Consider the following 24236-nt stretch of genomic DNA (forward strand, 5'->3'; position numbering starts at 1 on the left):
ACCGCAGAGGGGGTGACGATACGGGGCATGAGAGGTCCGAGGGTTACGGCCGGGGGCGGTGCGCGGGCAGGTCGAACCAGACGCCGGTCCCGATCTGCCCGGTGCCGCACAGCCGCGTCCAGCGGGCCCCGCAGTGACCCGCGGTGAACTCGTCGACGATCCGCAGGCCCCGCCCGCCGAGTTCCAGGTCGTCCACCCGGCCGGGGGCGGCGAACGGGCGGCGCAGCAGGCGTTCGATCAGCGGAGCCCCGCCGCCGGCGTCGGCCACCTCGGCCCTGATCGGCAGGTCGTCGTCGTGCAGGACACGAAGTTCGTACGGGCCCGGGGCGTAGCTGCCGGCGTTGGTGGCCAGCTCGGTGACCACGACCTCCAGCTCGGCCACCTCGTGGGCGGCGAAGGGCGGCCGGGACAGCAGGTCGCGGAGCAGCCTGCGGGCGTGGCGGGCGGCGTTGCCCGGGGGAAGGCACCAGGCGGTCATCCGGAAGCGGCCGTGGAGATTGCCGGGCACGCCGAAGTCCAGGGCCTGAGCGCGCTCGGTGAGCATCGTCGCTCCTATCGCGTAGGGGACCAGGGGCACTGTCGCCGGGGCGTCCGGCCGCGCGCTGGTCTGAATTACCCATGGTGCGGGACAAGACCGATATACGGAGAGTCGCGGGACCAATACTGTCCGCAGATCGGTTCGCCGATAGGCGGGGCCGATCACCTTGCATGATCGGTCGTACCGATACGGCTTCGGCGACGCGGGGCCGCCGGTTACCTTGGCGTCAAGGAACCCGTCAAGGGGACCCGCCAGGGGGTACGGCAGGGGATTCGGCCGGGAAAGGTCGGCATGAACGTCAGCAGTGGGAACGCGCAGGAAATCGACCCAGCGCTCTGGGAACGCCCGCAGATGCGCCAGGCTCTGGCCGCCCGCGACATGGCCACCGTGTACCGGCTACTCCAGCGGATCGGGGTCTCACAGCGTCACATCGCCGCCCTCACGGCCCAGTCCCAGTCGGAGATCTCCGAGATCCTCAAGGGCCGCCAGGTGATGGCGTACGAGGTGCTCGGCCGGATCGCCGACGGGCTGGGGATCCCGCGCGGCTACATGGGGCTCGCCTACGACGCCTCGTCCACGGCGCTCGCCGGGACGGCGGCGGCCGAACAACGCGACGACCCCGGAGAGGACGAGCAGGTGCGCCGCCTCCTCGCGCACGCCGCGCAGGTGACCATCGGCGCGACGGTCGGGGACGCCGAGGAGTGGGCCGAGCCGCTGACGCCCACGGAGACCCCCGTCCCGTACCGCATCGGCATGGCCGACGTCGAGCAGATCGAGGCGGTGACCCGCACGCTGCGCGCCCTGGACTACCGGCACGGGGGCGGGGTCTGCCGCGACGCGGTGGTGGCGCAGCTGACCTGGTCGCAGCGGCTGCTGCGGGCCACCTGCCCGGAGTCGGTCACCCTGCGGCTGCACCAGGCGCTGGCCGACCAGCACAACCTCGCGGGCTGGACCTCCTTCGACGTCGGCCTCTACGGCTCCGCCAGAGGTCACCTGGCCCGCGCGCTGGAGCAGGCCAAGTACGCGAGGAATCCCTCGCTCGCCGCCAACGTCCTGTACCGGATGGGACGCGTCCACCTGCACTGCGACCGCATCCTGGACGCGCTGCGGTTCTTCCAGCTCGGGCAGATCTGCGCGCAGGACGCCAGCTGCGAGCGGACCGTGGCGATGCTCTTCGCCAACGAGGCGTGGGCCTACGCGCTGCTGGGCGACAGCGACCTCGCGCTCAAGTCGATCAACAGGGCGAGCGACGAGCTGGCCCGCGCCCGTGACCGCGAGTCGCCCGCCTGGGTGAGCTTCTTCGGCACCGCCGACCTCGACGCCACGAGCGGCATGGTCCACGCCGACCTCGCCGAGACCCACCTCGACAGCCACCTCGGCATCGCCGAGCGGTTCCTCACCGACGCGCTCGGGCAGCGCGACCCGAGCATGGCCAGGAGCAGGGCCTTCGAGCTGACGGCCCTCGCGACGGTGCAGCTCAGAGCGGGTGACCTGAACTCGGGGCTCGCCAACGGCGACGAGGCCGTCACCCTGGCGACCGAGATCCGTTCGGTGAGGATCATCGACCGTCTCGCGCCGCTGCAGGCCGTCGCGATGATGCGGGCGCACAGCGGCGACGCGCAGGACCTCGCCCGGCGGATCTCGGCGGTGCGCGCCGCATGACGATGACCACCGACCACGCGGGCGGCCTCACTCGCGACCGGCTCCACTCGCTGCTCGCGTCGGTCTGTGCCCAGGCGGGGCTCGTGTCCGACGACGCCGAGCTGATCAAGTTCACCAACAACGCCGTCTTCCGCCTGCGGCGGGCGCCCGTCGTGGTGCGGGTCGCCGGATCCTCGGCCGCGCGCTCCCGCGTGCCGACGGTGGTGCGGGTCGCCCGCTGGCTCGCCGACCACGACTTCCCCGCGGTGCGGCTGCTGCCCGGCTGCGAGCAGCCGCTCCGGGTGGAGGGGCACCTGGTCACCCTGTGGGAGGAGACCCCCGAGGTGGGGCCGCGCCCCGGCGGCGGCGACCTGGCCGCCGTGCTCGGGCGGCTTCACAGGCTTCCCGGCCCGCCGGCGGACCTGCCGGAGTGGACCCCGATGACCGAGGTCCGCCAGCGGCTCGACGAGCCGGAGGACCTGCCCCCGGGCGACCACGCCTTCCTGCTCGACGAGTGCGACGAGATCGAGGAACGGCTCGCCGCGCTCGACTACGTGCTTCCCGCCGGGGTCATCCACGGCGACGTGTTCATGGGCAACGTCATCGCCGGTCCCGGGGGGCCGGTGCTGTGCGACTTCGACAGCGCGGCGATCGGCCCGCGCGAGTGGGACCTGGCCCCCGTCGCGGTCGGACGCCTGCGGATGGACTATCCCTGGGACGAGCACACGCCGCTCGCCGAGGGCTACGGCTTCGACGTCACCCGCTGGCCGGGCTTCCCGGTCCTGCGCCGGCTCCGTGAGCTGAAACTGGTCACCAGCGTCGTGCCCGTCCTGCGCAGCAACCCGGGCATCCGGCCGCAGTGGGAGCACCGCATGCGCAGTTTCAGATCCCGCGACCAGACGGTCAGGTGGCAGCCGTACCGGTGAGCGGTGAGCGGTTGATCGGCCCCGGGGAGGCCGGGGCCGGTCGTCCGTGGGAGGAGCGGTGGCCGGTTGCGGGGAAGCGGCCTTCCGGGGAAGCGGCCGGGCCTGCCGTCCGGGGATCGTGGACGGTTGTCGGGAAGCGGTGACCTGTCGTCCGGGAGGAGAGGCCGTGGCCGGTTGTCGGGAAGCGACCGGGCGCCTGCCGTCCGGAGGGGCGGGGAGCGGTGACCTGTCGGGAAGCGACATCCGGTCAACGTTCGGGACGGTTTCCACGGGGGACATAGGGGCTGGACTCCAGGCCCTCGCTCGAAGGACATCGCATGCTCAGCATCGGCAAGCTCAGACGCGCGGACCGCGCCGACTGGGAAACCCTGTTCCGCGGCTACAACGACTTCTACGGGCGCACGCTCACGCCCCAGTTGTACGACCGAGCCTGGAACGAGTTCCGGGAGGACGTCCGGCTGCACGCCCTCGGCGCGAAACTCGACGGCGAGCTGGTCGGCATCGCGCACTTCCTCATCCACTCCAGCACCACGGCGCTGGACGTGTGCTACCTGCAGGACCTGTTCACCGCGCCACAGGCCAGGGGCAAGGGCGCGGGGCGGGCGCTGATCGAGGAGGTGACCAAATGGGCCCGCGCCCGTGACTGCAGCCGGGTCTACTGGTCCACCCAGGAGACCAACACGGCCGCCCGGCGGCTCTACGACGAGGTGGCCGTGAACCGGGGATTCATCCTGTACCAGATCGACCTCTCGACGGGGGGTCCTGACCGGGGCCGGTGACCTCAGGCGACAGGCCGCCGCGTCCAGGTGTTCCCCGCGTGCGCGGTGTTCGCCGTGCTCCTGGCTCTTCCGTCTCTCCCGCGAAAAGGATTTGCGGCACCCCACCCCGGTCAGCATGCTGGACGCCATGCTGATCAGAGACGCGACGTCCGGTGACTGGCCGGCGATCTGGGCCTTCCTCCTCCCGATCGTGGCCGCGGGCGAGACCTTCACCTGGGACCGCGACGTCAGCGAGGAGCGGGCCAGGGCGATGTGGCTGCTGGAGCCCCCGGGGCGCACGGTCGTCGCCGTCGACGCCGACGGGACCGTTCTGGGCAGCGCCAAGATGAATCCCAACCACATGGGGCCCGCCTCACACATCTCCAGTGCGAGCTTCATGGTCGATCCCGATCACGCCGGACGCGGCGTCGGGCGGGCCCTGGGTGAGCACACCCTGGACTGGGCGCGCGCCGAGGGCTACCGGGCGATGCAGTTCAACGCCGTGGTGGAGACCAACACCCGGGCGGTGCGACTGTGGCGCTCGCTCGGTTTCGAGGTGCTCGCGACGTTGCCGGAGGGCTTCGACCACCCGGTCAAGGGCTACGTCGGGCTGCACATCATGCACCGGTTCCTCTGAACGCACCGGCTGCTCCGAACGCACCGGCTCCTCTGAACGCACCGGCTGCTCCGAACGTACGGCCCCGCCGATCGCCGGTACGCCGGTCAGCCGCTCCCCGCGCCGGGGCCGGTGGATCGACCGCGCCGCCGGCCGGTTGGGCCGGCACCGAGGCGCGGTGCCTCGACGTCCTCGATCGTCTCGGCGCGCCCGCCCGCCCCGGAAGGGGACGGCCGCTCGGCCGTCAGCTGGGCGAGCGCGAACAGCAGGAGCTCGCCGCTGCCCCAGTCGGCGCGGTCGCCGCGACCGAGATCCACGACGCGCCGCATGACCTCGGCGGGGGTGATGCCCAGCGCGACGGCGACGTGTTTGGCGGCCTGCAGGAGTTCGTGGTCCCGGGCCCCCATCAGAGCCTCCCGAGTGGGCCGCCGCCCATGGGCGGCGGGTCGATCGGAAGCGGTGGGGCCGCCAGGGCCCGATCGTGGGGTGACCCGCGCATCTCTCTGTCTCCTCGGCTTGGCGTTCGGGGCTGAGGACATGTTCTCCGACGGCACACCGGCCGGTCCGGTCCTCCCGCTGGCCGATCCCACGGGCGGACACGGCGCGGGCCCGCGACCGCCTCTCCTCTCGCGAGTCAGGACACCCGGGACGCGGGGGCGGCCCACGTGTCGCAGGCGGCGGGGGAGACCGCCCGGTAGCCGCGTTGGAACCAGCGCAGCCTGTTCGCGCCGATGCCGTGGGTGTGGCGGTCGCCGTCGTCGCCACTGGCGCGGAGCGCGCCGGACAGCGCCTCCCAGTCCTGTCCGGTACGGGGCAGCGAGCCTCGTACGCTGCCCAGGAACACGCCCGCCAGGCAGTCGGCCTGGAGCTCGTAGCGGCGGCCGAGCTCGGCCTGGTGGGTGCGGTCGGAGCGGGCGCGGGCCTCGTAGGCCGCCCTGACGCCGGTGAGGCTCTGCAGGTGGTGGCCGTACTCGTGGGCGGCCACCTTGAGGGGGTACAGGTCGGTCCGGCCCTCGATCCAGTAGCCGGTGAGCGAGAACACCAGCGTGGCGCGTTCGGTGCAGTAGAAGGCGTCCGCGTTGACCGGCCAGCGCACCCCGCACACGCGCCGGGCCGGTTCCTCGTAGAAGCGGACCGCGGGCTTGCGGAACCTCAGCCCGGCGCGCGCGAGGTGGGCGGACCACGACGTGTTCAGGCACTTCACGGCCGCCGCCAGGTACTCGCGCGGCATCGGCACGCCCCTGTCGATGATCGGTCGTTCCTGGCAGGAGGTGGCCGCCAGCCTCCCGGTCCTCAGCAACGGGTCCTTGGGCGCGGCGGCCCGCGCGACCCCGGACGGCAGCACGGCGAGGCAGACGGTCACCAGGAGGGTCCACCGGGTGAGAACGGCGGAGCGCCGGGAGGCGACGCCGGACGGGAGGGGGCGCATGGTCGGACAGCATAGGACTCCCGGCGCGCCGGACCGAGGCGGAGCCGGGAAAACAGGCCGGGGCGGCGCCGGAAAAAGGGGAGGCGGGCGGGGGAAGCGGATCTGTAAGGTGCCGGCATGCTTCCTTCGCCTCGCCTGGAGAAGGTCACTCCGGACAACGTCGAGGCCGCCTGCCGGCTCCAGGTACGCCCCGGCCAGGAAGGGCTGGTGGCCCCGGTCGCGTGGTCACTGGCCGAGGCGTACGCGCAACCCGAGATCGCCTGGCCGCGACTGGTCTACGACGGTGAGCGGCTCGTGGGCTTCGTGATGGCCTTCTTCGACGTCCGCTTCGACCCGGACGACCCGGACGACCCGGACGACAGGCTCCGCTCGGGGCTCTGGCGGCTGAACATCGCCGCCGACCAGCAGGGCCGGGGATACGGCCGCTTCGCCGTGGAGTCCGTGTGCGCGGAGATCGGAAGGCGCGGGCTGTCACGCGTGACGGTGACCTGGGTTCCGGGGGAGCACGGTCCCGAGCGGTTCTACCTGCGGCTCGGGTTCCGTCCGACCGGTGAGAAGAGCGGCGACGAGGTCGTCGGCGAGCTGGACCTGCCCGGGGTCTGAGGGGGCCGGGGTCTGAGATGGCCGGGTCTGAGGGGCCGGGTCTGAGGGGGCCGGGGCGCCCGATCCGCCGGAGGTCAGGCCGCGAACGAGGCCAGGACGGTGAACAGGGCGTCGAAAGCGGCCGGGCAGGCGCGTTCCGACGGGGCGGCGAAGCCGACCAACAGGCCCTGCGGACGGCCGGCGGGGTCGTGGTGGAGTTCGGTGAGACCGCGCAGGGCGAGGCCGTGGTGGGCACACCTGGTCAGGAGCCGGTCCTCGGCGGGGCCGTCGGACGGGAGGGTGACGAGGGTGTGCAGACCGGCGGGGACCCCGTGGGCGGTGAGGCCGGGGACGGCGGCCACCCGGTCGAGGAGGAGTTCGCGGCGGCGGCGATAGCGCAGGCGGGCGGCGCGGATGTGGCGGTCGTAGGCGTGAGTGGTGATCAGGTCGGCGAGGACGAGCTGGCCCAGGGTCTCGGTGTACAGGTCGGCGTGCTGTTTGGCCCGTACCACCGGTCGCACCAGATGGGACGGCAGGACCATCCAGGCCAGGCGGAGGGCGGGGCCGAGGGTCTTGGACGCGGTGCCGCAGTACACGACCTGATCGGGAGCGATGCTCTGGAGGGCGCCGACAGGCTGGCGGTCGTAGCGGTACTCGCCGTCGTAGTCGTCCTCGACGATCAGGCCGCCCGCGGAGCGCGCCCACGCGGCCAGGGCCCGGCGGCGGCCGGGATGCAGCGGAACGCCGGTCGGATACTGGTGCGAGGGGGTGAGGAACACCGCTCCCGCGCTCTGTGTCAGCGCCTCCACACGGGCGCCGTGCGTGTCGACGGGCAGGGCCTGGACGGTTAACCCCGCGCGCCGCACGACGTCACGATAGCTGTTGTGGCCCGGGTCCTCCGCGGCCACGGTGCGGGTGCCGTCCGCGGCCAGCACACCGCTGAGCAGGCCCAGGCCCTGGTGGTAGCCCGAGGTGATCACGATTCGATCCGGGGTCGTGATCACGCCGCGGGTGCGGCCCAGGTAGTCGGCGAGCGCGTCGCGCAGTTCGATCCGCCCCTGTGGGTCCCCGGCGCCGAAGACCTCGGGGCGAGCGTGGGTGAGGACGCGGCGGGTGGCGGCGAGCCAGGCGCGGGTGGGAAAGGCGCTGAGGTCGGGGAGGCCGGGGCGAAGGTCGTGGCGGGGAGCCGCCGGCGCGGGCGCGCGTCGCGCGGGGGCCTGGGCGCGCTGCGACACCTCGGCCACCCTGGTTCCCGATCCCGGCCGCGCGGTCAGGTAACCCTCCTCGGCCAGCTGGTCGTAGGCGGCGCTGACGGTGCCCCGCGAGAGTCCGAGCTCCCGGGCCAGCCCGCGGGTGGACGGCAGCGGCGTCCCGGCGGGCAGGCGCCCCTGGTGAATCGCCGCCCGGAGCGCGGACTCCAGGCCGGAGCGCCGCCCGCCCGTGACGTCGAGGGGGATGTACAGGTCCAGCCGGGAACTGGCCCAAGAATTCGACATGAAACCGGATCTTATTCCTGGTCCGCCTGCCCTCTACGTTCGAGGTGAGCCCGAACGAGGGGCATGAGCGTGAAACGGGTCGCCGACGCCGGATTCGAGGGGCACCAAGTTCGAAGGGCGCCAGTTTGAGGGGCGCCGGTGTTTGAGCCGATGTTTGAGCCGGTGTTCAAGGGGCGCCGGTTCGAGGTTGTTCGGCCGTTCACGCTCACATCCCGCACACCACGACGAAGGGACCCCAGGGATGATCGTGATCGCCCACCTCAGCGACACCCACATCGACAGCGGGCAACGCAGCGTCGAGCGCACCCAGGCCGTCATGAACCACCTCGAAGACCTCCCCTACGACCTGGACGCCGTCCTGGTCACCGGTGACATCGCCGATCACGCCCTGCCGGCCGAGTACGAGCGGGCCCGCCGGCTCCTGACCTCCCGGCACCCGGTCGTGATCTGTCCCGGCAATCACGACGAACGCGCCGCGTTCCGGCGGCATCTGCTCGGGCAATCGGGACCGGGAACGGGACCGGGAACAGCGGAACCGATCAACCAGGTGCACCACGCGGCCGGCGTCGTCATCGCCCTGTGCGACTCCTCGGTACTGGGCAAGGACGAGGGCTTCCTTGAGGACGAGACGCTGGCGTGGCTGGAGGACACCCTGGCCCGGGCTCCGTCCGGGGTGTCCGTCCTGGTCGGCTTCCACCACCCGCCGGCTCCGCTGCACATCCCCTTCGTGGACGGCATCCGCCAGTTCGGGGCGGAGCGGCTCGCCGCGATCGCGGACCGCCACCCCAACCTCGCGGCCTTCCTGTGCGGCCACGCCCACACCTCGGCGGCGACCACCTTCGCCGGACGGCCGCTGCTGGTGGCCCCGGGAGTCGTCTCCACCACCCGGCTCCCCTGGGAACACCGGGCCCACCCCGAGGACCACGTCCACCTCGACCAGCCGCCCGCGCTCGCCTTCCACGTCCTGGACGACGAGGGACGGCTGACCACCCACTACCGGTACGTCGGCAACCGGTCCCGTGGCCACAGGGTCTGAGCCCCCGCTGACCGTGCCCCACGTGGGGACCGACGGCCGGATCGCGGAAACGCGTCACCCGCCGCGGCGGTACCTGCCGGGGGCGGTGCCGTACCGGCGTTTGAACGCGCCGGCGAAGGCGAACTCCGACGAGTAGCCGACCCTGGCCGCGATGGCGTGCAGCGGGGCGTCGGACTCCTGGAGGAGCCGGGCGGCGGTGGTCATCCGCCACCACGTCAGGTAGGTCAGCGGAGGCTGGCCGAGCAGGGCCGTGAAGCGGCGGGCGAACGGCGCCCGGGACAGCCCCGCCTCGGCGGCGAGCGTCGCGACGGTCCACGGCCGCGCCGGGTCGCGGTGCATGGCCTGCAACGCGGCGGTGGTGACCGGGTCGTTGAGCGCCGCCGCCCAGCCCGTGCTTCCGGGGGCCGGCCGGCGATCGAGCCAGGCGCGCAGGATGTGCAGCAGCAGCGTGTCGAGCAACGCGGGAACGATGGCGTCCGTACCGAGGCGGGGGCGTTCCACCTCGGTGGCGAGCAGGTCGACGGTGGAACGCAGCTCGGGGTGCCTGCCGAGGTGCGCGGGAAGGTGGATGAGTTCGGGCAGGTCGTTCAGCAGCGGGTGGGTGCGGGCCGGATCGAGGTGGTATCCGCCGCAGAGCGTCACGGCGGCCGGAGCCCCGGTGCCGTCGGGGACGCCGATGGTGTCGGTGACGTAGCGCTGGAGGAACCGCGGGTCGCCCGGGTCGCAGTCGAGCGCGGCCGGTGGGGTCGACGGGCTGTCGGCCAGCGTGTGCCCCCGCCCGTGGGGCCGGAACACCACGTCCCCGGCGGCCAGTCGCACCGGGTCGCCGTCCGGCCCGATGAGCCAGCACGGTCCCTGGAGGATCACCTGCAGGCCCGCCGCCCCGGGCATGGGGGCGAACCGCTGCGCCCACGGGCCGTGCCAGGCCACCCGCGCCGAGCGTGGCTGTCCGGTCCGCATGACCGCGATCACGTCGCTGAGCACGTCCATGCGGCGAGGATATCCCCCCGAAGACGATCGAGTATGAACGAGGGATCACTGAGCATGGTTCGTCCTGCGTCCTCGCCTCTAGGTTCGATCCGTGAAAGCCATGCGAATCCACCGGTACGGTGACGCGTCCGTCGTCCGCCTCGACGACATCCCCAGGCCGGTTCCCGGCCCGGGTGAGGTGCTGATCGACGTCGCCGCGACCTCGTTCAACCCGTCCGACATCGGCCTGCGTCGTGGGCTGCTGCGCTCCGTCTTCCCGCTCGACCTGCCGTACACGCTCGGCGGGGAGGTCGCCGGCACGGTCGCCGAGGTCGGCGACGGCGTGCACACCCTCGCCGCCGGTGACCGGGTCATCGGCCGGCTCGACGGCGGAGGCGCCGCGGCCGAGTACGTCGTCGCGGAGGCCGGCACCCTCGTCGCGGCGCCCGTCGCCGTCCCTCTCGCCCACGCCGCCGCCATCCCCATCGCGGGCCTCACCGCGTGGCAGGCGGTGTTCGAGCACGCGGGCGTCACGTCCGGGCAGCGGGTGCTCGTCAACGGCGCGGGCGGCGGCGTCGGCGGGTTCGCCGTCCAGCTCGCCAGGTACGCCGGGGCGCACGTCATCGCCACGGCCGGTCCGCGCAGCGCCGAGACGGTCCGCGGTTTCGGTGCCGACCGGATCGTCGACTACACGACCACGCCCGTCGCCGGCGCGCTGGACGAACCGGTCGACGTGGTCCTCAACCTCGCCGCCGTCAGCGCCGAGCCTCTGGTACCGCTGGTCAGGCCGGGTGGCGTCGTCGTGTCCATCACCATCCCGGTCGAGGTGCCGGCCGGCTCCCCGGTGACCGCGACGCACTTCGTGGTCCGCAACGACACGAGCCACCTCGCCGCCCTCGTCAAGCTCGTCGACACCGGCGCCGTCCGCCTCGACATCTCCGCGTCCCGCCCGCTCGCCGACCTGGCCTCGGTCCACCACGACGCCGAGTCCGGCCGCACCCGCGGCAAGATCATCCTCGTTCCGTGAATCCGTGAATCCGTGAATCCGTTAAGGAGTCCCCGATGAGCACCGTACCGGTGAAGGAGTTCCCGATGAGCACCACGTCCGCGAAGAAGCTCTCAATGAGCGCCACGTCCGTCAAGGAGTCCAGATGAGCACCACGTCCGCCTCCCCGGCGACCACGCGGCCGCGCACCGCCGCCCTCGCGGTCGGTGGCGCCGTCCTCGCCGTGACGCTGCTGTGGACCGTCGCCCATATCATGGGTATCGAGCTGCGCGTCGACCCCCGCAACGGCCAGCCGCCCGGAGTCATCAGCCTGCCGTTCGCCGCGCTCCTCACCCTCGCCCTCTCCGTGCTCGGCTGGGGTACGCGTGCGCTGCTGAATCGGCTGACCCGCCGGGCACCGGCCGTCTGGACCGTGATCGCCGTCCTCGTGCTGCTGGTGTCGTTCCTGCCGCTGCTCGCGGTCGAGGCGACCGGCGGGACCAAGGTCGTCCTGGCGCTGATGCACCTCGCGGTCGGCGCGGTGCTGATCCCGGTCTTCGGCCGCCGAACAGTGTGATCACCGCAGCGTGATCACCGTCGTGCTTCGCCGGTCGGGGACGGTGGTCCTGTCATGCTTCGCAGGTTGGAGGTGATAGCCCCGTCATCTTCGCCGGTCGGATTCGGCGGTCCGGAACGGCCGCGAGAACATCCTCACCGCGATCGGTCCAGCGGTGTCCATTCCTCACACGCCGATGCCACATGGTCGCCTCATCCATCGAAAGTGATTTCGCGGCCCGGGAACACCCGCCGGCGTCGCGTGTGACGGCTGCCCGCCGCCGGCGGACCTCCTCACCCGGTACGCCAGGGCGGGCGGGAGCCATCTCGTCTGCCCGATCTGCTTCGACTCGCGAAAACTCGACAAGAGCGGCCTCATCGAGGGCGCCGAGCTGGGCGCGACCGTCCCCAGGTGGCAGTGGATCGGCGACGAGGACGCGACGACCTTCAACTACCGACGCTCAATTCGGCCGTAGCAGTTCGACGAGCTCCGGGGCGATGCCCGGGAATTTCCGGTCTGCGGTGAGTAGCGCGTCGGCTCCTGCCTCGCGGGCGGTCGCGATGATGAGGGCGTCGGGTATCCGAATCGTCAGGTCCGCGGCCCTGAGCAGGGCCGCGCTCTCGGCCGTCGCCTCGTCCACACCGACGATCCGATCGATGACGGCGGCACGGAACGCTTCCAGCATCCTCTCGGCCTCGGCACTCCTGCGAACCGCGCCCACTCGTAACTCACCCCAGGTGATCACGGAGATGGCGAACGAGGCAGCCTTGTCCTCCCAGCGGCGAATGGCGTCACGGGCATGGCCGTGCAGCGCGTCGTCGGGATTGAGCAGGCCGGCGATGACGTTGGTATCGAGCATCACGGTCGGCACCCGTCATCTCCAGCTCTCGCGGCTCGCCTCGACGTCCACGGCCTCGGTGAAGCCGGGGATGGTGCCGATCACCCCATCAAGGCGGCTGCGATGTCGCCGGATGATGATCTGACCGCCCTCTTCGGTGATGTCGACCGGGTCTCCCGCGTGGAGACCCAGTTTGCGCAGCACCGTCGCCGGCAGGGTCACCTGGTTTTTGCTTGAGATGCGTGCCGGCCCTGTACGCCTGGCGCGTGTCCTCTTGCCGTGCTCCATAACCTTTACCTTAACCCTCATGGGTAAAGGTTAAACGGTGTCACGCGGAGGGTGTGAACGATCACGGAAAGTCGCGTGCCTGCCGTCGGGGTCAGTTGGCCAAGAGACCGGTGTGAGCAAGGGGAGCGGGCGAGGACGCCGACCGGGTGGTGCCGGCGCCTTGCGGAAAGGTTCAATGAACATTCTCGCCGAATAGGTAAATAGACTATAAAGACTCTTTTGAGTGACCATACGTAGCATCATGCTCCTGGGTAGAACTCAATCGATCTAGGAGTAACCTCCTGTGGCACTTCCCCGGGTGCGTCGGCTGATCACGGCCGCGAGTCTGTCGCTGGTGGTCGCGGCGACCATGACAGCACTTCCCCCCAGCACCGCGAACGCCCTCTCGTCCGACGTCGTCATCTCCGCCGTGTACGGCGGCGGCGGCAACTCCGGAGCGGTTTTCAAGAACGACTACATCGAGCTGGCCAACCTCACCGGCAGCCCCGTCGACCTCTCGGCCTGGAGCGTCCAGTACGCCTCGGCCGCGGGTGCCGTCTTCCAGCTCACCAGCCTGACCGGCACCATCCCCGCGCACGGCAGGTACCTCGTCCAGCAGGCCGCGGGCGCCGGCGGCTCCCTCAACCTGCCCACCCCCGACAACATCGGCACGATCCCCATGTCGGGCACCTCCGGCGTCGTCGCCCTGGTCACGAACAAGATCCCGCTGGTGGGCTGCGGCATCTCGTGTTGGAGCGCTCCTAACGTCAAGGACCTGGTCGGATACGGCGCGACCGCGAACGTCGAGACCCTCGCCGCCCCCGCGCTCACCAACACCACGGCCAACGCCCGCACCGGAGCGCTGACCGACACCGACAACAACGCCGCCGACTTCACCTCCGGCGTGCCGAAGGCCACCAACTCCGCGGGCACCACGGTCAGCGCGGGCGACCCGGGCGGCCCCGGTGACCCCGGCGACCCGACCCCCGGCACCAGGCGTATCCACGACATCCAGGGCTCGGGCCGGATCTCCCCGATCGTCGGGCAGAACGTCACGAACGTCCCGGGCATCGTCACCGCCGTCCGGGTGACGGGCAGCTCCCGCGGTTTCTGGTTCCAGGACCCGTCGGCCGACGCCGACCCCCTGACCAGCGAGGGCCTCTTCGTCTTCACCGGCTCGACGTCGCCGACGGTCGTCATCGGGGACTCCGTCCTGGTCTCCGGCCGCGTCACCGAGTACCGCCCGGCCACCGGCGCGCAGACCCTCACCGAGCTCGGCGGCACGATCAGCACCATCAGGCTCACCGGCGGCAACGCGCTGCCCGCGCCCGTGCCCGTCGCCTTCCCCGACGCCTACACCAAGAGCGGCAGCCTGGAGGCCCAGCCCCTGGAGCCGTCCTCGTACGTGCTGGACTGGCTGGAGGTCCACGAGGGCATGCGGATCACCGTCGCCCAGGACACCCGGCTGATCAGCCCGGTCAACACGGCGTTCTCCGAGCTGTGGGTGACGCTCAAGCCGGGCCAGAACCCGACCCCGCGCGGCGGTACCATCTACGCGGGCTACGACGCCCTGAGCAGCGGCCGGCTGCTGATCCTCTCGCTGAACGGCGGCGCCCCCGCCGCCAACGTCGGCTCCACCCTGGCCGCCGGAACCACCGGACCGCTCGACTACCAGTCGTTCGGCGGCTACGTCCTGCTGGCCACCCAGCTCGGCACGATCACCGAGGGCGGCCTCAAGCGCCAGAAGGTGCTCCCGCCGAAGAAGCAGGGCGACCTGTCCGTCGCGACGTACAACGTCGAGAACCTCGCCGCCACCAACCCGGCCGCCAAGTTCGCGCGGCTGGCGGAGGCGGTCGTCGACAACCTCGGCAAGCCCGACATCCTCGCCCTGGAGGAGATCCAGGACAACAACGGCGCCGTCAACAACGGCGTCGTCGCGGCCGACGAGACCGTCGCCAAGTTCATCGCGGCGATCCAGGCCGCGGGCGGACCCACGTACGACTGGCGCTCCATCGACCCGAACGACGGCACCGACGGCGGCGAGCCGGGCGGCAACATCCGCCAGGTGTTCCTGTTCAACCCCGCACGCGTGACGTTCGTCGACCGCCCCGGTGGCGACGCCGACACGGCCGTCTCCGTCGTCCGCGAGCGGCCGACCAGCAACCAGGTCTCCCTGTCGGTCTCACCCGGCCGGATCGACCCGGCCAGCGACGCCTGGGCCTCCAGCCGCAAGCCACTCGTCGGCGAGTTCCTGTACGACGGTGACAAGCAGCTGTTCGTCGTCGCCAACCACTTCAACTCCAAGGGCGGCGACGCCCCGCTGAGCGCGGCCGTGCAGCCCCCCGTCCGGAGCTCCGAGGTCCAGCGCGTCAAGCAGGCCACCGAGGTCCGCGACTTCGTCAAGGACCTCTCCGTCAAGAGCGCCGGCCGCGCCGCCGTCGTGGTCCTCGGCGACATCAACGACTACCAGTTCAGCCCCACCCTCCAGACCCTCACCGAGAACGGCACCCTCCTCAACACCCTGATCGACACCCTCCCCGTCGACGAGCGCTACAGCTACATCTTCGACGGCAACTCCCAGGTCCTCGACCACATCCTCATCAGCCCGGCCATCAAGGGCTACTCCTACGGCGTCGTCCACATCAACGCCGAGTTCTCCGACCAGGCCAGCGACCACGACCCCCAGGTCGTCCGCATCCTCACCGGCTGCAACGTCGACCCCCTCCCCACCCGCTGCCGCCCCGGCAGCCCCGTCGTGGACGAGTAACAACCCCCTGAAAAGCGCCCGTCCCCCCGGGGACGGGCGCTTTTCCCGTTTTCCCGTTCCGTTTCGTACGGCGGTGATTCTGTCGGTGGCGGGCCGTACAGTGGCGGCATGATCATCGTCTCCGGCCGGCTCAGTGTCGATCCCGCTGCCCGTGACGCCTATCTGCGCGATTGCGTCAGCGTGGTCGAGCAGGCACGCGCCTCGTCCGGCTGCCTCGACTTCGCGCTCAGCGCCGACCTCGTCGAAGCCGACCGGATCAACGTCTACGAGCGCTGGGAGTCGGAGGAGAGCCTCGACGCCTTCCGGGCCTCCGGGCCGAGCGACGACCAGACGGCGGCGATCCGCGACGCCGAGGTGACCCGCTACCAGATCTCCGGCTCCGGCCCCGCTTGATCTGGCGGGTGTGCGGCGTATGCGCGTGCCGGTTTCGTACGCCCGGCACGCGGTCTCTTGCCGTGTTCCACGATCTTCGTTAGTGGAGCATGCCGCCGAAGGAGTCCGGGGTGACGATGGGGATGCCGTAGGCGCGTGCTTTGCGCGCCTTGCCGGAGAGGGTGTCGGGGTCGGCGGCGACCAGCAGCCGGACCTTCTTCGTGATGTTGGGATATGGAACGTAGCCGGCTCGGCTGGCGCGGGCCTCCCAGCTTTCGCGACCGCCGTCCATCTCGCCGGTGAACACCACCAGGTCACCGGCGGCCAGTTGAAAGCGAGAGAGCTCAGAGGGGAGCTCCTGCGTCGCGCGGGTGAGTGCCTTGTCGACTGATTCGCCGGGCAGGCCGAGCAGCGTGGCGGCGAGGTCCAGCGCCTGTCGTTCGGAGGCGGTGACGACGCCGTCGGCCAGGGCGGCGTGTGCGAGCGCGGTCAGGTAGTCATGGTGCAGCCGTTCCACCTCGGCGCGGGGGAGTCCGAGGTCGGTGGCGAGCTGGACGAGGGCGTCTGCTTCGGCGGCGGAGATGTGCTGGTCCAGCAGGGCCTGGTCGAGCAGGACGAGATAGGAGTCGGCCGTCGCGGGCTGGGGTACGCGGGGGAGCCGGTCGACGATGCGGGCCAGGAAGTGGCCGTCGCGTTCGGCGGAGGCGCCGCGCCGTACCCAGGGCGTTCCGGTGTCGGGGAGCGTGGGCCAGGAGGTCCGCGCCGCGGCGGTGAGCAGAGCGTGCCACGGGTGGGTGGCACCTGCCAGCGTGAGGTAGTGGCGCAGGAGGCCGGCGGCGGCACGGGCGTCGACGAGCGCGTCGTGGTGGCCGTCGAGCGGGATGTCGGCCACGGCACAGCAGCCGGCGAGGTTGCGCGGGGCGTGGGGGAGGAACCGTACGGCTTCGGCCATGGTGCATACGCCGAGGTCGTGGCGGAGTGGCGCGGCAACGCCGAGCCGTTGGAACTCGTAGGCCAGGAAGCCGAGGTCGAAGGGGAGATTGTGGGCCACCGGGACGCGCCCGTGCAGCAGGGCCGTCAGGGTCGCGGCGATGTCGTCGAAGGTGGGGGCGTGGCGGACGTCGGCCGCTGTGATGCCGTGGACGCGCTGTGGGCCGAGGTCGCGTCCGGGGTTGACCAGAGTGCTCCACTCGCCGGTGACCCGACCGGCGGGATCGAGATGCACGACGCCGATCTCGATGATCCGGTCATGCCAGGCAGGACGCAGGCCCGTGGTCTCCAGATCGATGACCGCGTAGCCGGGTGAGCCGTTGAGCATCCGGGCGCCTTCCTGTGGTGCTCGCTTTCCTGAACGGTGGCAGGTGAGGTTCGAGTGGGCGGCGCGAACGAGCAGAGTGTGATGGCTTCGTAGCGAAGCGAATCGACCTTCCCGCGCCGGCCGGCCGCCGAGGGTTCCACGACGTCGAATTCGTCAGGTGTCTCCAAAGCGGCTTCCACATGAGGGCGTCCCGTATGGGGGCGTTCCGTCGAACGCGCTCTATGCGAGCTTGAAAGAATGGTCGGATATTTAAGGATTTGAGATCGTCCGATTGACTTTCACAGTCACCGAATTACCTCATCCGGCTTTCGAAGTGCGGTGACGTCGTCTAGCCTCATGCCGCGATCCCGGCGACAATCCGATCAGATGGGCTTGTGAGAGTGCTGGTCATAGACAACATCGCACCTAAACTGGGCGGCGTGACGACCACTGTGACCCTTCGCGGTCCGGCCGCGGCCGTCGCCTGTCTGCTGGCGATGGCCCGCTCCCGTGGTGTGCGGATCAATCGCACCAAGCTCACGAACCTTCTCTACCTTGCCGATCTACGTGCCGTCGAGCACGGACTCCCGCCCGGCTCGGGTGTCGATTGGAGGTGGCGCCGGCACGGCCCGCACAGTCTGCGCCTTGCCGAGGTTGTGCGGGATCTTCGCGAGGCGGGCGTCATCCTGCTGGAAGACACGGCCGATCCCTTCGCCGGTCACCGGGAATGCCTCATCCGTCTTGTGAACGATCCTCGGACGGAGATCGACGCGGAGTTCGCGGAGGTCATCGACGCGGTCCTGGCCGACTACGGGCAATGGTCGGCCGGGCAACTGTGTGATCTCACCTGTCAGACACCTCCGATGCGGGAGGCCGGCGAATCGCACAAGCGTGGCGCACGGCTCGATCTTGCTGGAGGACCTCCTCTGCCGGACCTCGGTTCCGAGCTTTCCCGGCTCCGCCGATGGGCCCTGAGCAATCCCCTGCCGGATGACGAACCCGGCGGAATCGACGATCTCGTCGAAGAGGCCGATCGGTTCACCGAGCACCGTACCGACGCCACCCGGCATCTCCTGGAGGAATAGTGCCGGGCCCCTACCTGGCTGGCGGTGTCTATCTCGTCAGCGACAAGTCACTGCGTCTCGTCCCGGAAGAGGAACGCGTCGTCCACGACGAACGGCGCCCTGTGGCGGTGGTCACGGGAACCGAATCGAACGGGGACCCCGAGTGGCCCTTCGTTCTCGTCTGCCCTGTCTCCGGATCCACCTCACGGCGCACTCGTTTCGACGTCCAGCTGGCCAAGGGGCAGGGTGGGGCCATCAAGAAGTGCTGGATCCGTATTCCGGCCGTGCAGCCCCTGTTGAAATCCGCGCTGGAAGATCGGAGTGGCCCCCTGAACGAGGACCTGCTGACTCAGGTCCAAGGTCGTCTCGCCCAGTATCTTGGCCTTTTGGATTGAAGACTCCGGAGATTCCGAACAAGCCTTGACAAGGGCGTCGCACATCGCGCGGTGATGTTCCCGCTGACCTGAAGTCCGATTTCACCTGAAATCGGGGGTGATGCTTGCGTAGGCTCGCGGGGTGGCGCTTTCCGGGCTTCGACGTGAGATGGTGCTCGCCACCATCGCCGAGTTCGACCGGCTGGGCCGTGACGCCTTTCTCAAACTGTACGGCTACCGCCCCGCCACCGGCTACTTCCTCGTCCACGACGGCAGGCGGTACGACTCCAAGGCGATCGCCGGAGTCGCCCACCGGGGAGTCGACGGCAGGCCCCTGCGTCCCGGCGACTTCTCCGGTGGGAACGCCACCGTCGCCCGGGTGCTCGGAGATCTGGGCTTCGAGGTGACGAAACCGGGGCAGACTGCCGAAGTGTCCTCTGTCGAAGAGCTCCTGCGGAAGGTCGAGTCGCTCAAGCCCGCCGTGTCTCCCGCGACCGGTGCGCGGAAACGGCACCAGCCGCTGACCCTGCTCTGGGCGATCGGCCGCGCGGCCCAGGGCAAGCCACGTCTGCGGCGGTGGGAGAGCGCCCACCGCGAGCTCGGGCGGCTCATCGAGGAGTTCGGTCTCGAAGACGACCGGCCCAACCCGGAGTTCCCCGTGCTGTGGCTTCACCACCACGGCCTCTGGGATCTGCCCGGCCACGCCGACGTACCGGCCGCCAGTGGTCGGCCCGCGCAGCAGTGGATGAAGGAGCGCCAGCCGGACAGCGGCCTGCGGCCGTGGGCGTACGAGATCGTCACCGACCGGGAGGACATCCGGGCCCGGATCGTCGTGAGGCTGCTCAGCGCGTACTTCCACGGCGTCGACCACAACAGGCTTCTCGGCAGGGTCGGCCTGGACGCGATCTCCTCTCCGCCCAGCCGTCGCGAGGTCGTCATGGAGCGCGTCATCCGCGACTCCCTGCTCGCCGATCAGATCAAGCGCGCGCACGACTTCCGCTGCCAGATCTGCGGCGACCGTCTCGCTCTCCGCCGGGGCTTCTACGCCGAGGGCGCCCACATCCGCCCGCTCGGAAAGCCGCACAACGGCCCCGACGAGCCCGGCAACCTGCTCTGCCTCTGCCCCAACCACCACGTCCTGCTCGACCGGGGGATGGTCACCGTCCAGGCCGACCTCACGGTGACGGACATGGCGTCCGGCGCCTCGCTCGGTGACCTCCGAGTCACCGAGAACCACGAGATCAGCCAGGATCACCTGGAGTACCACCGGACGTTCATCGCCCAGTAAGTCCTCCGCGCCCCCAGCAGACCATCGGCACGCCGAACAGGTCCTCGCCAAGGGGGAAGCGGCCGTTCAGCCAGATGCTCCACGCAGCTCATATCCGCCACCACCGGAGCGTAGGGCCAGCGGCAGGACCTGACGAGAGGCTATGAAGCGAGAAGGTCGAAGTGGAAACCCACCACGACGCATACCAGCGCACCGATACGCATGATTGTCACGTTGCGTTCGTGGGCCAGCAGCCACGCCACCTGCTTTTGAACCCACATCAGCAGCAGCCCAGGCGCATAGAACAAGAAGATGGGGCCGAACATCGCCAGGCCCACGGTCACGAGGAAGGCGGCGACGAAGAGGACGAAACTGATCACCGGAATGTCGGGCATCCGTTCTACCAAGTCCACCAGGAAGAACATGTGCTCAAACACGACTGGCGCCAGAAAGAACGCAGACCCGAAACAGGCCAGCGCGAGCAGGCAGCCACCGTTCTTGATGATGGGCGCCAGGCGTTGCAGGCGCTCAGCACCGATGATGTCCAGCAGAAGAGTCAGGCCGCCCGCGAAGCTCAGGATCTTCCCGACGCGGCCCACCCACACCATGGACATGACACCGAAGAGATCATGACCGAGCGTGGATTTCCCCTCCCACCACATTCCCCAGGCTTCGAAGTAGTTGATGCTCGTCACGACCGGAGCGTAGAAGCGGGCCGCCCGTACCGCTAGCACTCCGATGACACTTTGCGATTATGGTCGGGATCTGCGCTGGTAGTGGCGGTGCCGGGCCGCGGCTTGGTGGTGTCGGACATGCGCGCCAAAGGTGACGGCACGCTGCTGCTGACCACCGGCGTCTCCCCGACGGTTCCCGCCCCGTTTCTGACCAACGTAGGTCTCGCCACGGCCGCTCTGCGGAACTGGGCCCACACCCTGCACGCCGAACTCAGGGCCGAGGGGATCCATGTGGGAACGATGACGATCGCCTTCAGTGTCGCCTTCGGTGTCGTCCCCGGTGGCGGCGAAGCCGATCCCGACGCCATCGGCGACCTGGACACGTTCCGCGCCTTCGTCGCCCAGTACGGAGGAGCGCCCGGCGAACCGGCCACATCGGTCACCGCTGCCGACTGAGCGATGTCCTCACCGACGCGATTGAAGAACCGGCCGCGTTCGAAGCGGTCTTGGGCGCGGACGAGGAGTACCGGGGGTTCGCCGGTGTGACCATGAGGGCCCGCGGTGGGCGGGGAGACCGGCGTCCCGGACAAGGGTGGGATCAGGTCCGTGGACGCCGGTCTTTGGTACGGCCCACGCTCGGCACGGGGGAGCCGTCGGCGTGGGCCGGCTCCGGGCTCAGCGGGGATCGGGGGACGACCCCGGCTGCCCGGAGGTTGGAAAGTCGTGCCCGGTCGGCAGGTCGAACCAGACACCGGTGCCGAGTTGGCCGGTGCCGCACAGGCGGGTCCATTGGGTGCCGCAGCGTCCGTGGGTGAGCTCGGCGACGATGCGCAGGCCCCGGCCGCCGAGTTCGAGGTCGTCGACGCGCTCGGGGACAGGTAAGGGGCGATTCAACAGGTGTTCGATGAGGGTGGTTCCGGCTCCGGTGTCGACGACCTCGGCGCGGACGGGCAGGCCGTGGTCGTGCAGGAGACGGAGTTCGTAGGGGCCGGGGGCGTAGCGGGTGGCGTTGGTGACCAGCTCGGAGACCACGATCTCCAGCTGGTCGAGCACGTCCGGGTCCAGAGGATGTTTGGCCAGCCGATCGCGGAGCACTTCCCGCGCCCGCCGGGCCGCACCGCCGGGAGGCAGGCACCAGGCGGTCATCCGGAAGCGTCCCAACGGTTTGCCGTGTTCGTCGAAGGGCTGGGCGAGAGTGTCGTCGTATCTCATCGAGATAAGAGGATCTTCGTTTGGAGGTCTATCCATGGACGGCCGGGAATTCGAGGAATTCACTGGTTCATGCCATCCCTTCTTTTCGCGTTGCCGTAGACCGGACCGGTAATCCCCGCTTGACTGGACGACACAAGAGTGCGCCCTTCTGGGGGCCTGTCCTAGCGCGCGCAAGGGGGCGCAAATGTGCACTCGGGAGGAGGGGGAATGACAGAGCAGGCGCCCAATGACCGATTGGCCCGACTTGTTAAAGAAGCCGGGTTTTCCCGTAAATCGTTTGCCCGAACGATCCGAGAGTCCTCGGAGAGCGCCGGAACTCCCATCAACTGTGATCACACGTCGGCGAGCCGGTGGTTGAACGGTATGCAGCCTCGCGCCGACACCGCAGGGCTGATCATCGCGACGTTGAGCCGAACCTTGGGACGTACGATCGCCCTCTCCGACGCCGGTCTGGCGTCCTCGGCCAAGCTGCCTCTGGATCTGGGACTGGCCTATCCCGAAGCGTTGGCCGAAGGGATGGAGGCAGTCATACAACTGTGGCAGGCTGACCTCGATGAGGCATCGGTCGCACTCAACGGACACATTCATGCGCGAGCATGGAGTGACGCTTCCCTGGCCTGGCTCCTGGCGATGCCGCTATCCGTCGATGAAAAAGGGTCTCGGATGGGCGAGGCCGACATCACGCGATTCCGTGTCACAGTTGACCTGTTCGCGCAGATGGACGACCGGTTCGGCGGGGAGCACGCGCGACGTTCTTTCATTCACTACCTGAATACGGACGCCACCCGTCTTCTGGGTGGTCGGACTTCGGAGAAGACGAGCCCTCGTCTCGTATCCGCAGTGGCCGAAGCTACCCTCCTGGCCGCCTGGATGTCATATGACAGTGGCTTGCATGCTCTGGCCCAGCGTTACTTCATCCAAGCTCTCGGCCTGGCCCAGGCGGCAGACGACCGACTGCTGGCCGCCGGTGTTCTCGATGCCATGAGCCATCAGGCCACCTTCGTCGGCCGGTACCGCGAAGCCGTCAACCTGGCCCGAGCGGCACGCCAGGGAACAGCAGGGGCGGCCACTCCGACAATGACCGCGCACTTCCACATGATGGAGGCCCGAGCGCCGGCACGCCTGGGCGACGCCCCTGCCTGTGATCGCGCTCTGACCCAGGCCGCCCGGGAATTCGAGCGACGGAACCCCGACGACGACCCGGACTGGATCGGCTACTTCGACGAGGCCGAACTCGCCGCTGAGTTCGGTCACTGTTTTCGCGACCTGGGACGCCCGGCAGCGGCCAACGAGTACGTGACCCCGTGCGTCAGAACCGGTCGGGACAGTGAATACCTCCGCAGTGACTTCTTCGCCACGATGGTTCTCGCGGACGCGCACCTCGGTGCGGGGGAGGCAGAGCAGGCATGCCTGGTCGCACTGGACGCGCTGAGGTTCGGCGAGCGGTTACGCTCGGCCCGCTGCGCGAACTATCTTCGCGAGTTCTCGGTACGGCTCGCATCGACGGTCACCTTCGCGCAACTCGGAGAGTTCTACGAACAGGCTGCGAATTTCTCTCTGTGGCAGCGGGTGACGATGGCTCAGTAAGGCTCCCAATCGTCTCGTTCGGCGCCGGTCCTCAACGCTCGGATCCGCTTGCGTACCTCTGAGGCGGCTCGCTCGTCCTGACCGGCCTTCTGGCCGAGCCAGGTGACCATGAGAAACTCCCGGACGTCGCCCAGGACCCGGTATCCGGGCCAGCGCATCACGTCGAAGCCGTAAGCCCGCGTGTAGGCGTCGTACTCCTGGGCGGTGTGCCAGCCGAAGCGGTCGTAGTAGATCGCGGTGAGGACGAGGTCCCACTCGCGAGGTCCCAGCGCGAAGCCGTCCAGGTCGAGTAACATCGGGCGGCCCGTACGGTCGCGGATGACGTTGCCCACGCTCGCATCCCCATGGATCACACCCTGGGGAAGCTCGAAGCTCAGGGCCGCGTAGTCATCGCGCAGTTGCGCGAGCCGCTCGCGCAGGAACGAGGCGTCCTCGGAAGTGAACCAGTCGTTGCCCGCGATCCGGCGTTCTACCCGAGAGAAGGGCTCCAGCCGGGGGAGCCGCGATTCTGCCGGTGCTCCCATCTTGTGGAGCATGGCGAGCAGGGCGCCCAGCTCGGCGGGCGAGGCGTAGTCCTCGACCTCGGAAACGGACTCCCAGAACGTGACGACGCGTCCATCCACGACGAGAGGCTGATCGGAAGGGAGTGCACGAACAGCGGGGAAGCTCTCGACAGCCAGCCAGCGGGCTACCGCGACTTCCTTTCGAGCATCATCCATGTACGCCGCCGTCCGGCCGATACGCGCGACCACGGGTGAAACCAGGCGGTAGACCGCGTTCTCTCCGATCCGGATCAACCGGGCGTTCGACGGATCAAGCCCGACTCTTGCGCATGCTCGCAGGAGTGTGGCCCTGGTGCTCTCAGGGGTGAAGGGAGATCCGGGGCGATCAGCGGGCGATACGGCCGTTTGACTCTCGGTCATGAACCGAACGCTATCCCCTGCACCGGTAACCGACTCCGGCATCCACGACTCGAAGCTGTTCG

Annotated in this window: 26 protein-coding genes; 15 read left to right on the plus strand and 11 right to left on the minus strand. The window is 69.8% G+C overall.

Annotated elements, in window-relative coordinates; translation table 11 throughout:
- Positions 1-43: 43 nt before the first annotated feature.
- A complete protein-coding gene (locus ACSC1Q_RS34165) occupies positions 44-544 on the minus strand; it encodes an ATP-binding protein (protein WP_436762839.1) in 501 nt (166 codons plus the stop codon).
- A 285-nt stretch (positions 545-829) separates the two neighbouring features.
- Between ACSC1Q_RS34165 and ACSC1Q_RS34170 the strand changes: the two genes are divergently transcribed.
- The 4 genes from ACSC1Q_RS34170 to ACSC1Q_RS34185 all read left to right on the plus strand — a co-directional run bounded on the left by ACSC1Q_RS34170 (position 830) and on the right by ACSC1Q_RS34185 (position 4500).
- Positions 830-2200: a helix-turn-helix domain-containing protein gene (locus ACSC1Q_RS34170; RefSeq protein ID WP_436762840.1), complete on the plus strand. Its 1371-nt coding sequence runs from the start codon at positions 830-832 to the stop codon at positions 2198-2200.
- Positions 2197-3105: a phosphotransferase enzyme family protein gene (locus tag ACSC1Q_RS34175; protein ID WP_436762841.1), complete on the plus strand. Its 909-nt coding sequence runs from the start codon at positions 2197-2199 to the stop codon at positions 3103-3105. The genes ACSC1Q_RS34170 and ACSC1Q_RS34175 overlap by 4 nt, the downstream gene beginning before the upstream one ends.
- Positions 3106-3422: 317 nt before the next feature.
- Positions 3423-3884: a GNAT family N-acetyltransferase gene (locus ACSC1Q_RS34180; RefSeq protein ID WP_436762842.1), complete on the plus strand. Its 462-nt coding sequence runs from the start codon at positions 3423-3425 to the stop codon at positions 3882-3884.
- A gap of 127 nt (positions 3885-4011) precedes the next feature.
- Positions 4012-4500, plus strand: a complete 489-nt coding sequence (locus ACSC1Q_RS34185) for a GNAT family N-acetyltransferase (RefSeq protein WP_436762843.1) — start codon at positions 4012-4014, stop codon at positions 4498-4500.
- Positions 4501-4586: 86 nt separating this feature from the next.
- On the opposite strand, the gene ACSC1Q_RS34190 is transcribed toward ACSC1Q_RS34185, so the two are convergent.
- On the minus strand, positions 4587-4886 hold the full coding sequence (locus ACSC1Q_RS34190) for a hypothetical protein (RefSeq protein ID WP_436762844.1): 300 nt from the start codon (positions 4884-4886) through the stop codon (positions 4587-4589).
- A gap of 227 nt (positions 4887-5113) precedes the next feature.
- Entirely contained in the window at positions 5114-5908 is a 795-nt protein-coding gene (locus tag ACSC1Q_RS34195; RefSeq protein ID WP_436762845.1) for a neutral zinc metallopeptidase, read from the minus strand.
- Positions 5909-6025: 117 nt separating this feature from the next.
- Here ACSC1Q_RS34195 and ACSC1Q_RS34200 point away from each other — a divergent pair, with 117 nt between their 5' ends.
- Positions 6026-6511, plus strand: coding sequence for a GNAT family N-acetyltransferase (locus tag ACSC1Q_RS34200; RefSeq protein ID WP_436762846.1), 486 nt, complete (start codon positions 6026-6028; stop codon positions 6509-6511).
- Positions 6512-6585: 74 nt separating this feature from the next.
- On the opposite strand, the gene pdxR is transcribed toward ACSC1Q_RS34200, so the two are convergent.
- The gene (gene pdxR, locus ACSC1Q_RS34205) at positions 6586-7986 is read right to left on the minus strand and encodes a MocR-like pyridoxine biosynthesis transcription factor PdxR (RefSeq protein WP_436762847.1); all 1401 of its coding nucleotides are present in this window, start codon (positions 7984-7986) and stop codon (positions 6586-6588) included.
- Between the two features lie 241 nt (positions 7987-8227).
- On the opposite strand from pdxR, the gene ACSC1Q_RS34210 reads away from it, so the two are divergent.
- A complete protein-coding gene (locus tag ACSC1Q_RS34210) occupies positions 8228-9022 on the plus strand; it encodes a metallophosphoesterase (RefSeq protein ID WP_436762848.1) in 795 nt (264 codons plus the stop codon).
- Between the two features lie 54 nt (positions 9023-9076).
- On the opposite strand, the gene ACSC1Q_RS34215 is transcribed toward ACSC1Q_RS34210, so the two are convergent.
- Positions 9077-10012, minus strand: coding sequence for an AraC family transcriptional regulator (locus ACSC1Q_RS34215; RefSeq protein WP_436762849.1), 936 nt, complete (start codon positions 10010-10012; stop codon positions 9077-9079).
- A 100-nt stretch (positions 10013-10112) separates the two neighbouring features.
- Between ACSC1Q_RS34215 and ACSC1Q_RS34220 the strand changes: the two genes are divergently transcribed.
- Both ACSC1Q_RS34220 and ACSC1Q_RS34225 read left to right on the plus strand, forming a co-directional pair.
- Entirely contained in the window at positions 10113-11018 is a 906-nt protein-coding gene (locus ACSC1Q_RS34220) for an NADP-dependent oxidoreductase (protein ID WP_436762909.1), read from the plus strand.
- Positions 11019-11142: 124 nt separating this feature from the next.
- Positions 11143-11553, plus strand: coding sequence for a DUF6069 family protein (locus tag ACSC1Q_RS34225; RefSeq protein ID WP_436762850.1), 411 nt, complete (start codon positions 11143-11145; stop codon positions 11551-11553).
- A 439-nt stretch (positions 11554-11992) separates the two neighbouring features.
- On the opposite strand, the gene ACSC1Q_RS34230 is transcribed toward ACSC1Q_RS34225, so the two are convergent.
- Together ACSC1Q_RS34230 and ACSC1Q_RS34235 are read right to left on the minus strand one after the other, a co-directional pair.
- Positions 11993-12403: a type II toxin-antitoxin system VapC family toxin gene (locus ACSC1Q_RS34230; protein WP_436762851.1), complete on the minus strand. Its 411-nt coding sequence runs from the start codon at positions 12401-12403 to the stop codon at positions 11993-11995.
- A gap of 3 nt (positions 12404-12406) precedes the next feature.
- Positions 12407-12658, minus strand: coding sequence for an AbrB/MazE/SpoVT family DNA-binding domain-containing protein (locus tag ACSC1Q_RS34235; RefSeq protein ID WP_436762852.1), 252 nt, complete (start codon positions 12656-12658; stop codon positions 12407-12409).
- Between the two features lie 283 nt (positions 12659-12941).
- Between ACSC1Q_RS34235 and ACSC1Q_RS34240 the strand changes: the two genes are divergently transcribed.
- A complete protein-coding gene (locus ACSC1Q_RS34240) occupies positions 12942-15404 on the plus strand; it encodes a DUF8508 domain-containing protein (RefSeq protein ID WP_436762853.1) in 2463 nt (820 codons plus the stop codon).
- Positions 15405-15512: 108 nt separating this feature from the next.
- Positions 15513-15797: a putative quinol monooxygenase gene (locus tag ACSC1Q_RS34245; protein ID WP_436762854.1), complete on the plus strand. Its 285-nt coding sequence runs from the start codon at positions 15513-15515 to the stop codon at positions 15795-15797.
- A 79-nt stretch (positions 15798-15876) separates the two neighbouring features.
- On the opposite strand, the gene ACSC1Q_RS34250 is transcribed toward ACSC1Q_RS34245, so the two are convergent.
- Positions 15877-17094 (minus strand): exonuclease domain-containing protein, encoded by a 1218-nt coding sequence (locus ACSC1Q_RS34250; RefSeq protein WP_436762855.1) that lies wholly within the window; start codon positions 17092-17094, stop codon positions 15877-15879.
- Between the two features lie 419 nt (positions 17095-17513).
- Between ACSC1Q_RS34250 and ACSC1Q_RS34255 the strand changes: the two genes are divergently transcribed.
- From ACSC1Q_RS34255 to ACSC1Q_RS34265, 3 genes are all read left to right on the plus strand, one after another.
- On the plus strand, positions 17514-18158 hold the full coding sequence (locus ACSC1Q_RS34255; RefSeq protein ID WP_436762856.1) for a Panacea domain-containing protein: 645 nt from the start codon (positions 17514-17516) through the stop codon (positions 18156-18158).
- Positions 18158-18532 carry a type II toxin-antitoxin system PemK/MazF family toxin gene (locus tag ACSC1Q_RS34260; protein WP_436762857.1) on the plus strand — a complete coding sequence of 125 codons (375 nt, stop codon included), beginning with the start codon at positions 18158-18160 and terminating at the stop codon, positions 18530-18532. Before ACSC1Q_RS34255 ends, ACSC1Q_RS34260 begins: the two co-directional genes overlap by 1 nt.
- Before the next feature lie 121 nt (positions 18533-18653).
- Positions 18654-19799 (plus strand): HNH endonuclease, encoded by a 1146-nt coding sequence (locus ACSC1Q_RS34265; protein WP_436762858.1) that lies wholly within the window; start codon positions 18654-18656, stop codon positions 19797-19799.
- Between the two features lie 140 nt (positions 19800-19939).
- Here ACSC1Q_RS34265 and ACSC1Q_RS34270 read toward each other — a convergent pair whose 3' ends face one another.
- A complete protein-coding gene (locus tag ACSC1Q_RS34270) occupies positions 19940-20473 on the minus strand; it encodes a hypothetical protein (RefSeq protein WP_436762859.1) in 534 nt (177 codons plus the stop codon).
- Between the two features lie 117 nt (positions 20474-20590).
- On the opposite strand from ACSC1Q_RS34270, the gene ACSC1Q_RS34275 reads away from it, so the two are divergent.
- Positions 20591-20908 (plus strand): SDR family oxidoreductase, encoded by a 318-nt coding sequence (locus ACSC1Q_RS34275; protein ID WP_436762860.1) that lies wholly within the window; start codon positions 20591-20593, stop codon positions 20906-20908.
- Between the two features lie 219 nt (positions 20909-21127).
- Here ACSC1Q_RS34275 and ACSC1Q_RS34280 read toward each other — a convergent pair whose 3' ends face one another.
- The gene (locus ACSC1Q_RS34280) at positions 21128-21664 is read right to left on the minus strand and encodes an ATP-binding protein (RefSeq protein ID WP_436762861.1); all 537 of its coding nucleotides are present in this window, start codon (positions 21662-21664) and stop codon (positions 21128-21130) included.
- A gap of 207 nt (positions 21665-21871) precedes the next feature.
- Between ACSC1Q_RS34280 and ACSC1Q_RS34285 the strand changes: the two genes are divergently transcribed.
- Positions 21872-23251, plus strand: coding sequence for an NsdA family TPR-like regulatory protein (locus ACSC1Q_RS34285; RefSeq protein ID WP_436762862.1), 1380 nt, complete (start codon positions 21872-21874; stop codon positions 23249-23251).
- Here the strand turns inward: ACSC1Q_RS34285 and ACSC1Q_RS34290 are convergent.
- Positions 23245-24216 carry a phosphotransferase enzyme family protein gene (locus tag ACSC1Q_RS34290; protein ID WP_436762863.1) on the minus strand — a complete coding sequence of 324 codons (972 nt, stop codon included), beginning with the start codon at positions 24214-24216 and terminating at the stop codon, positions 23245-23247. The genes ACSC1Q_RS34285 and ACSC1Q_RS34290 overlap by 7 nt on opposite strands.
- Positions 24217-24236 lie beyond the last annotated feature (20 nt).

The organism is Streptosporangium heterodermiicola (assembly GCF_051390675.1).
Classification (GTDB): Bacteria; Actinomycetota; Actinomycetes; order Streptosporangiales; family Streptosporangiaceae; genus Streptosporangium.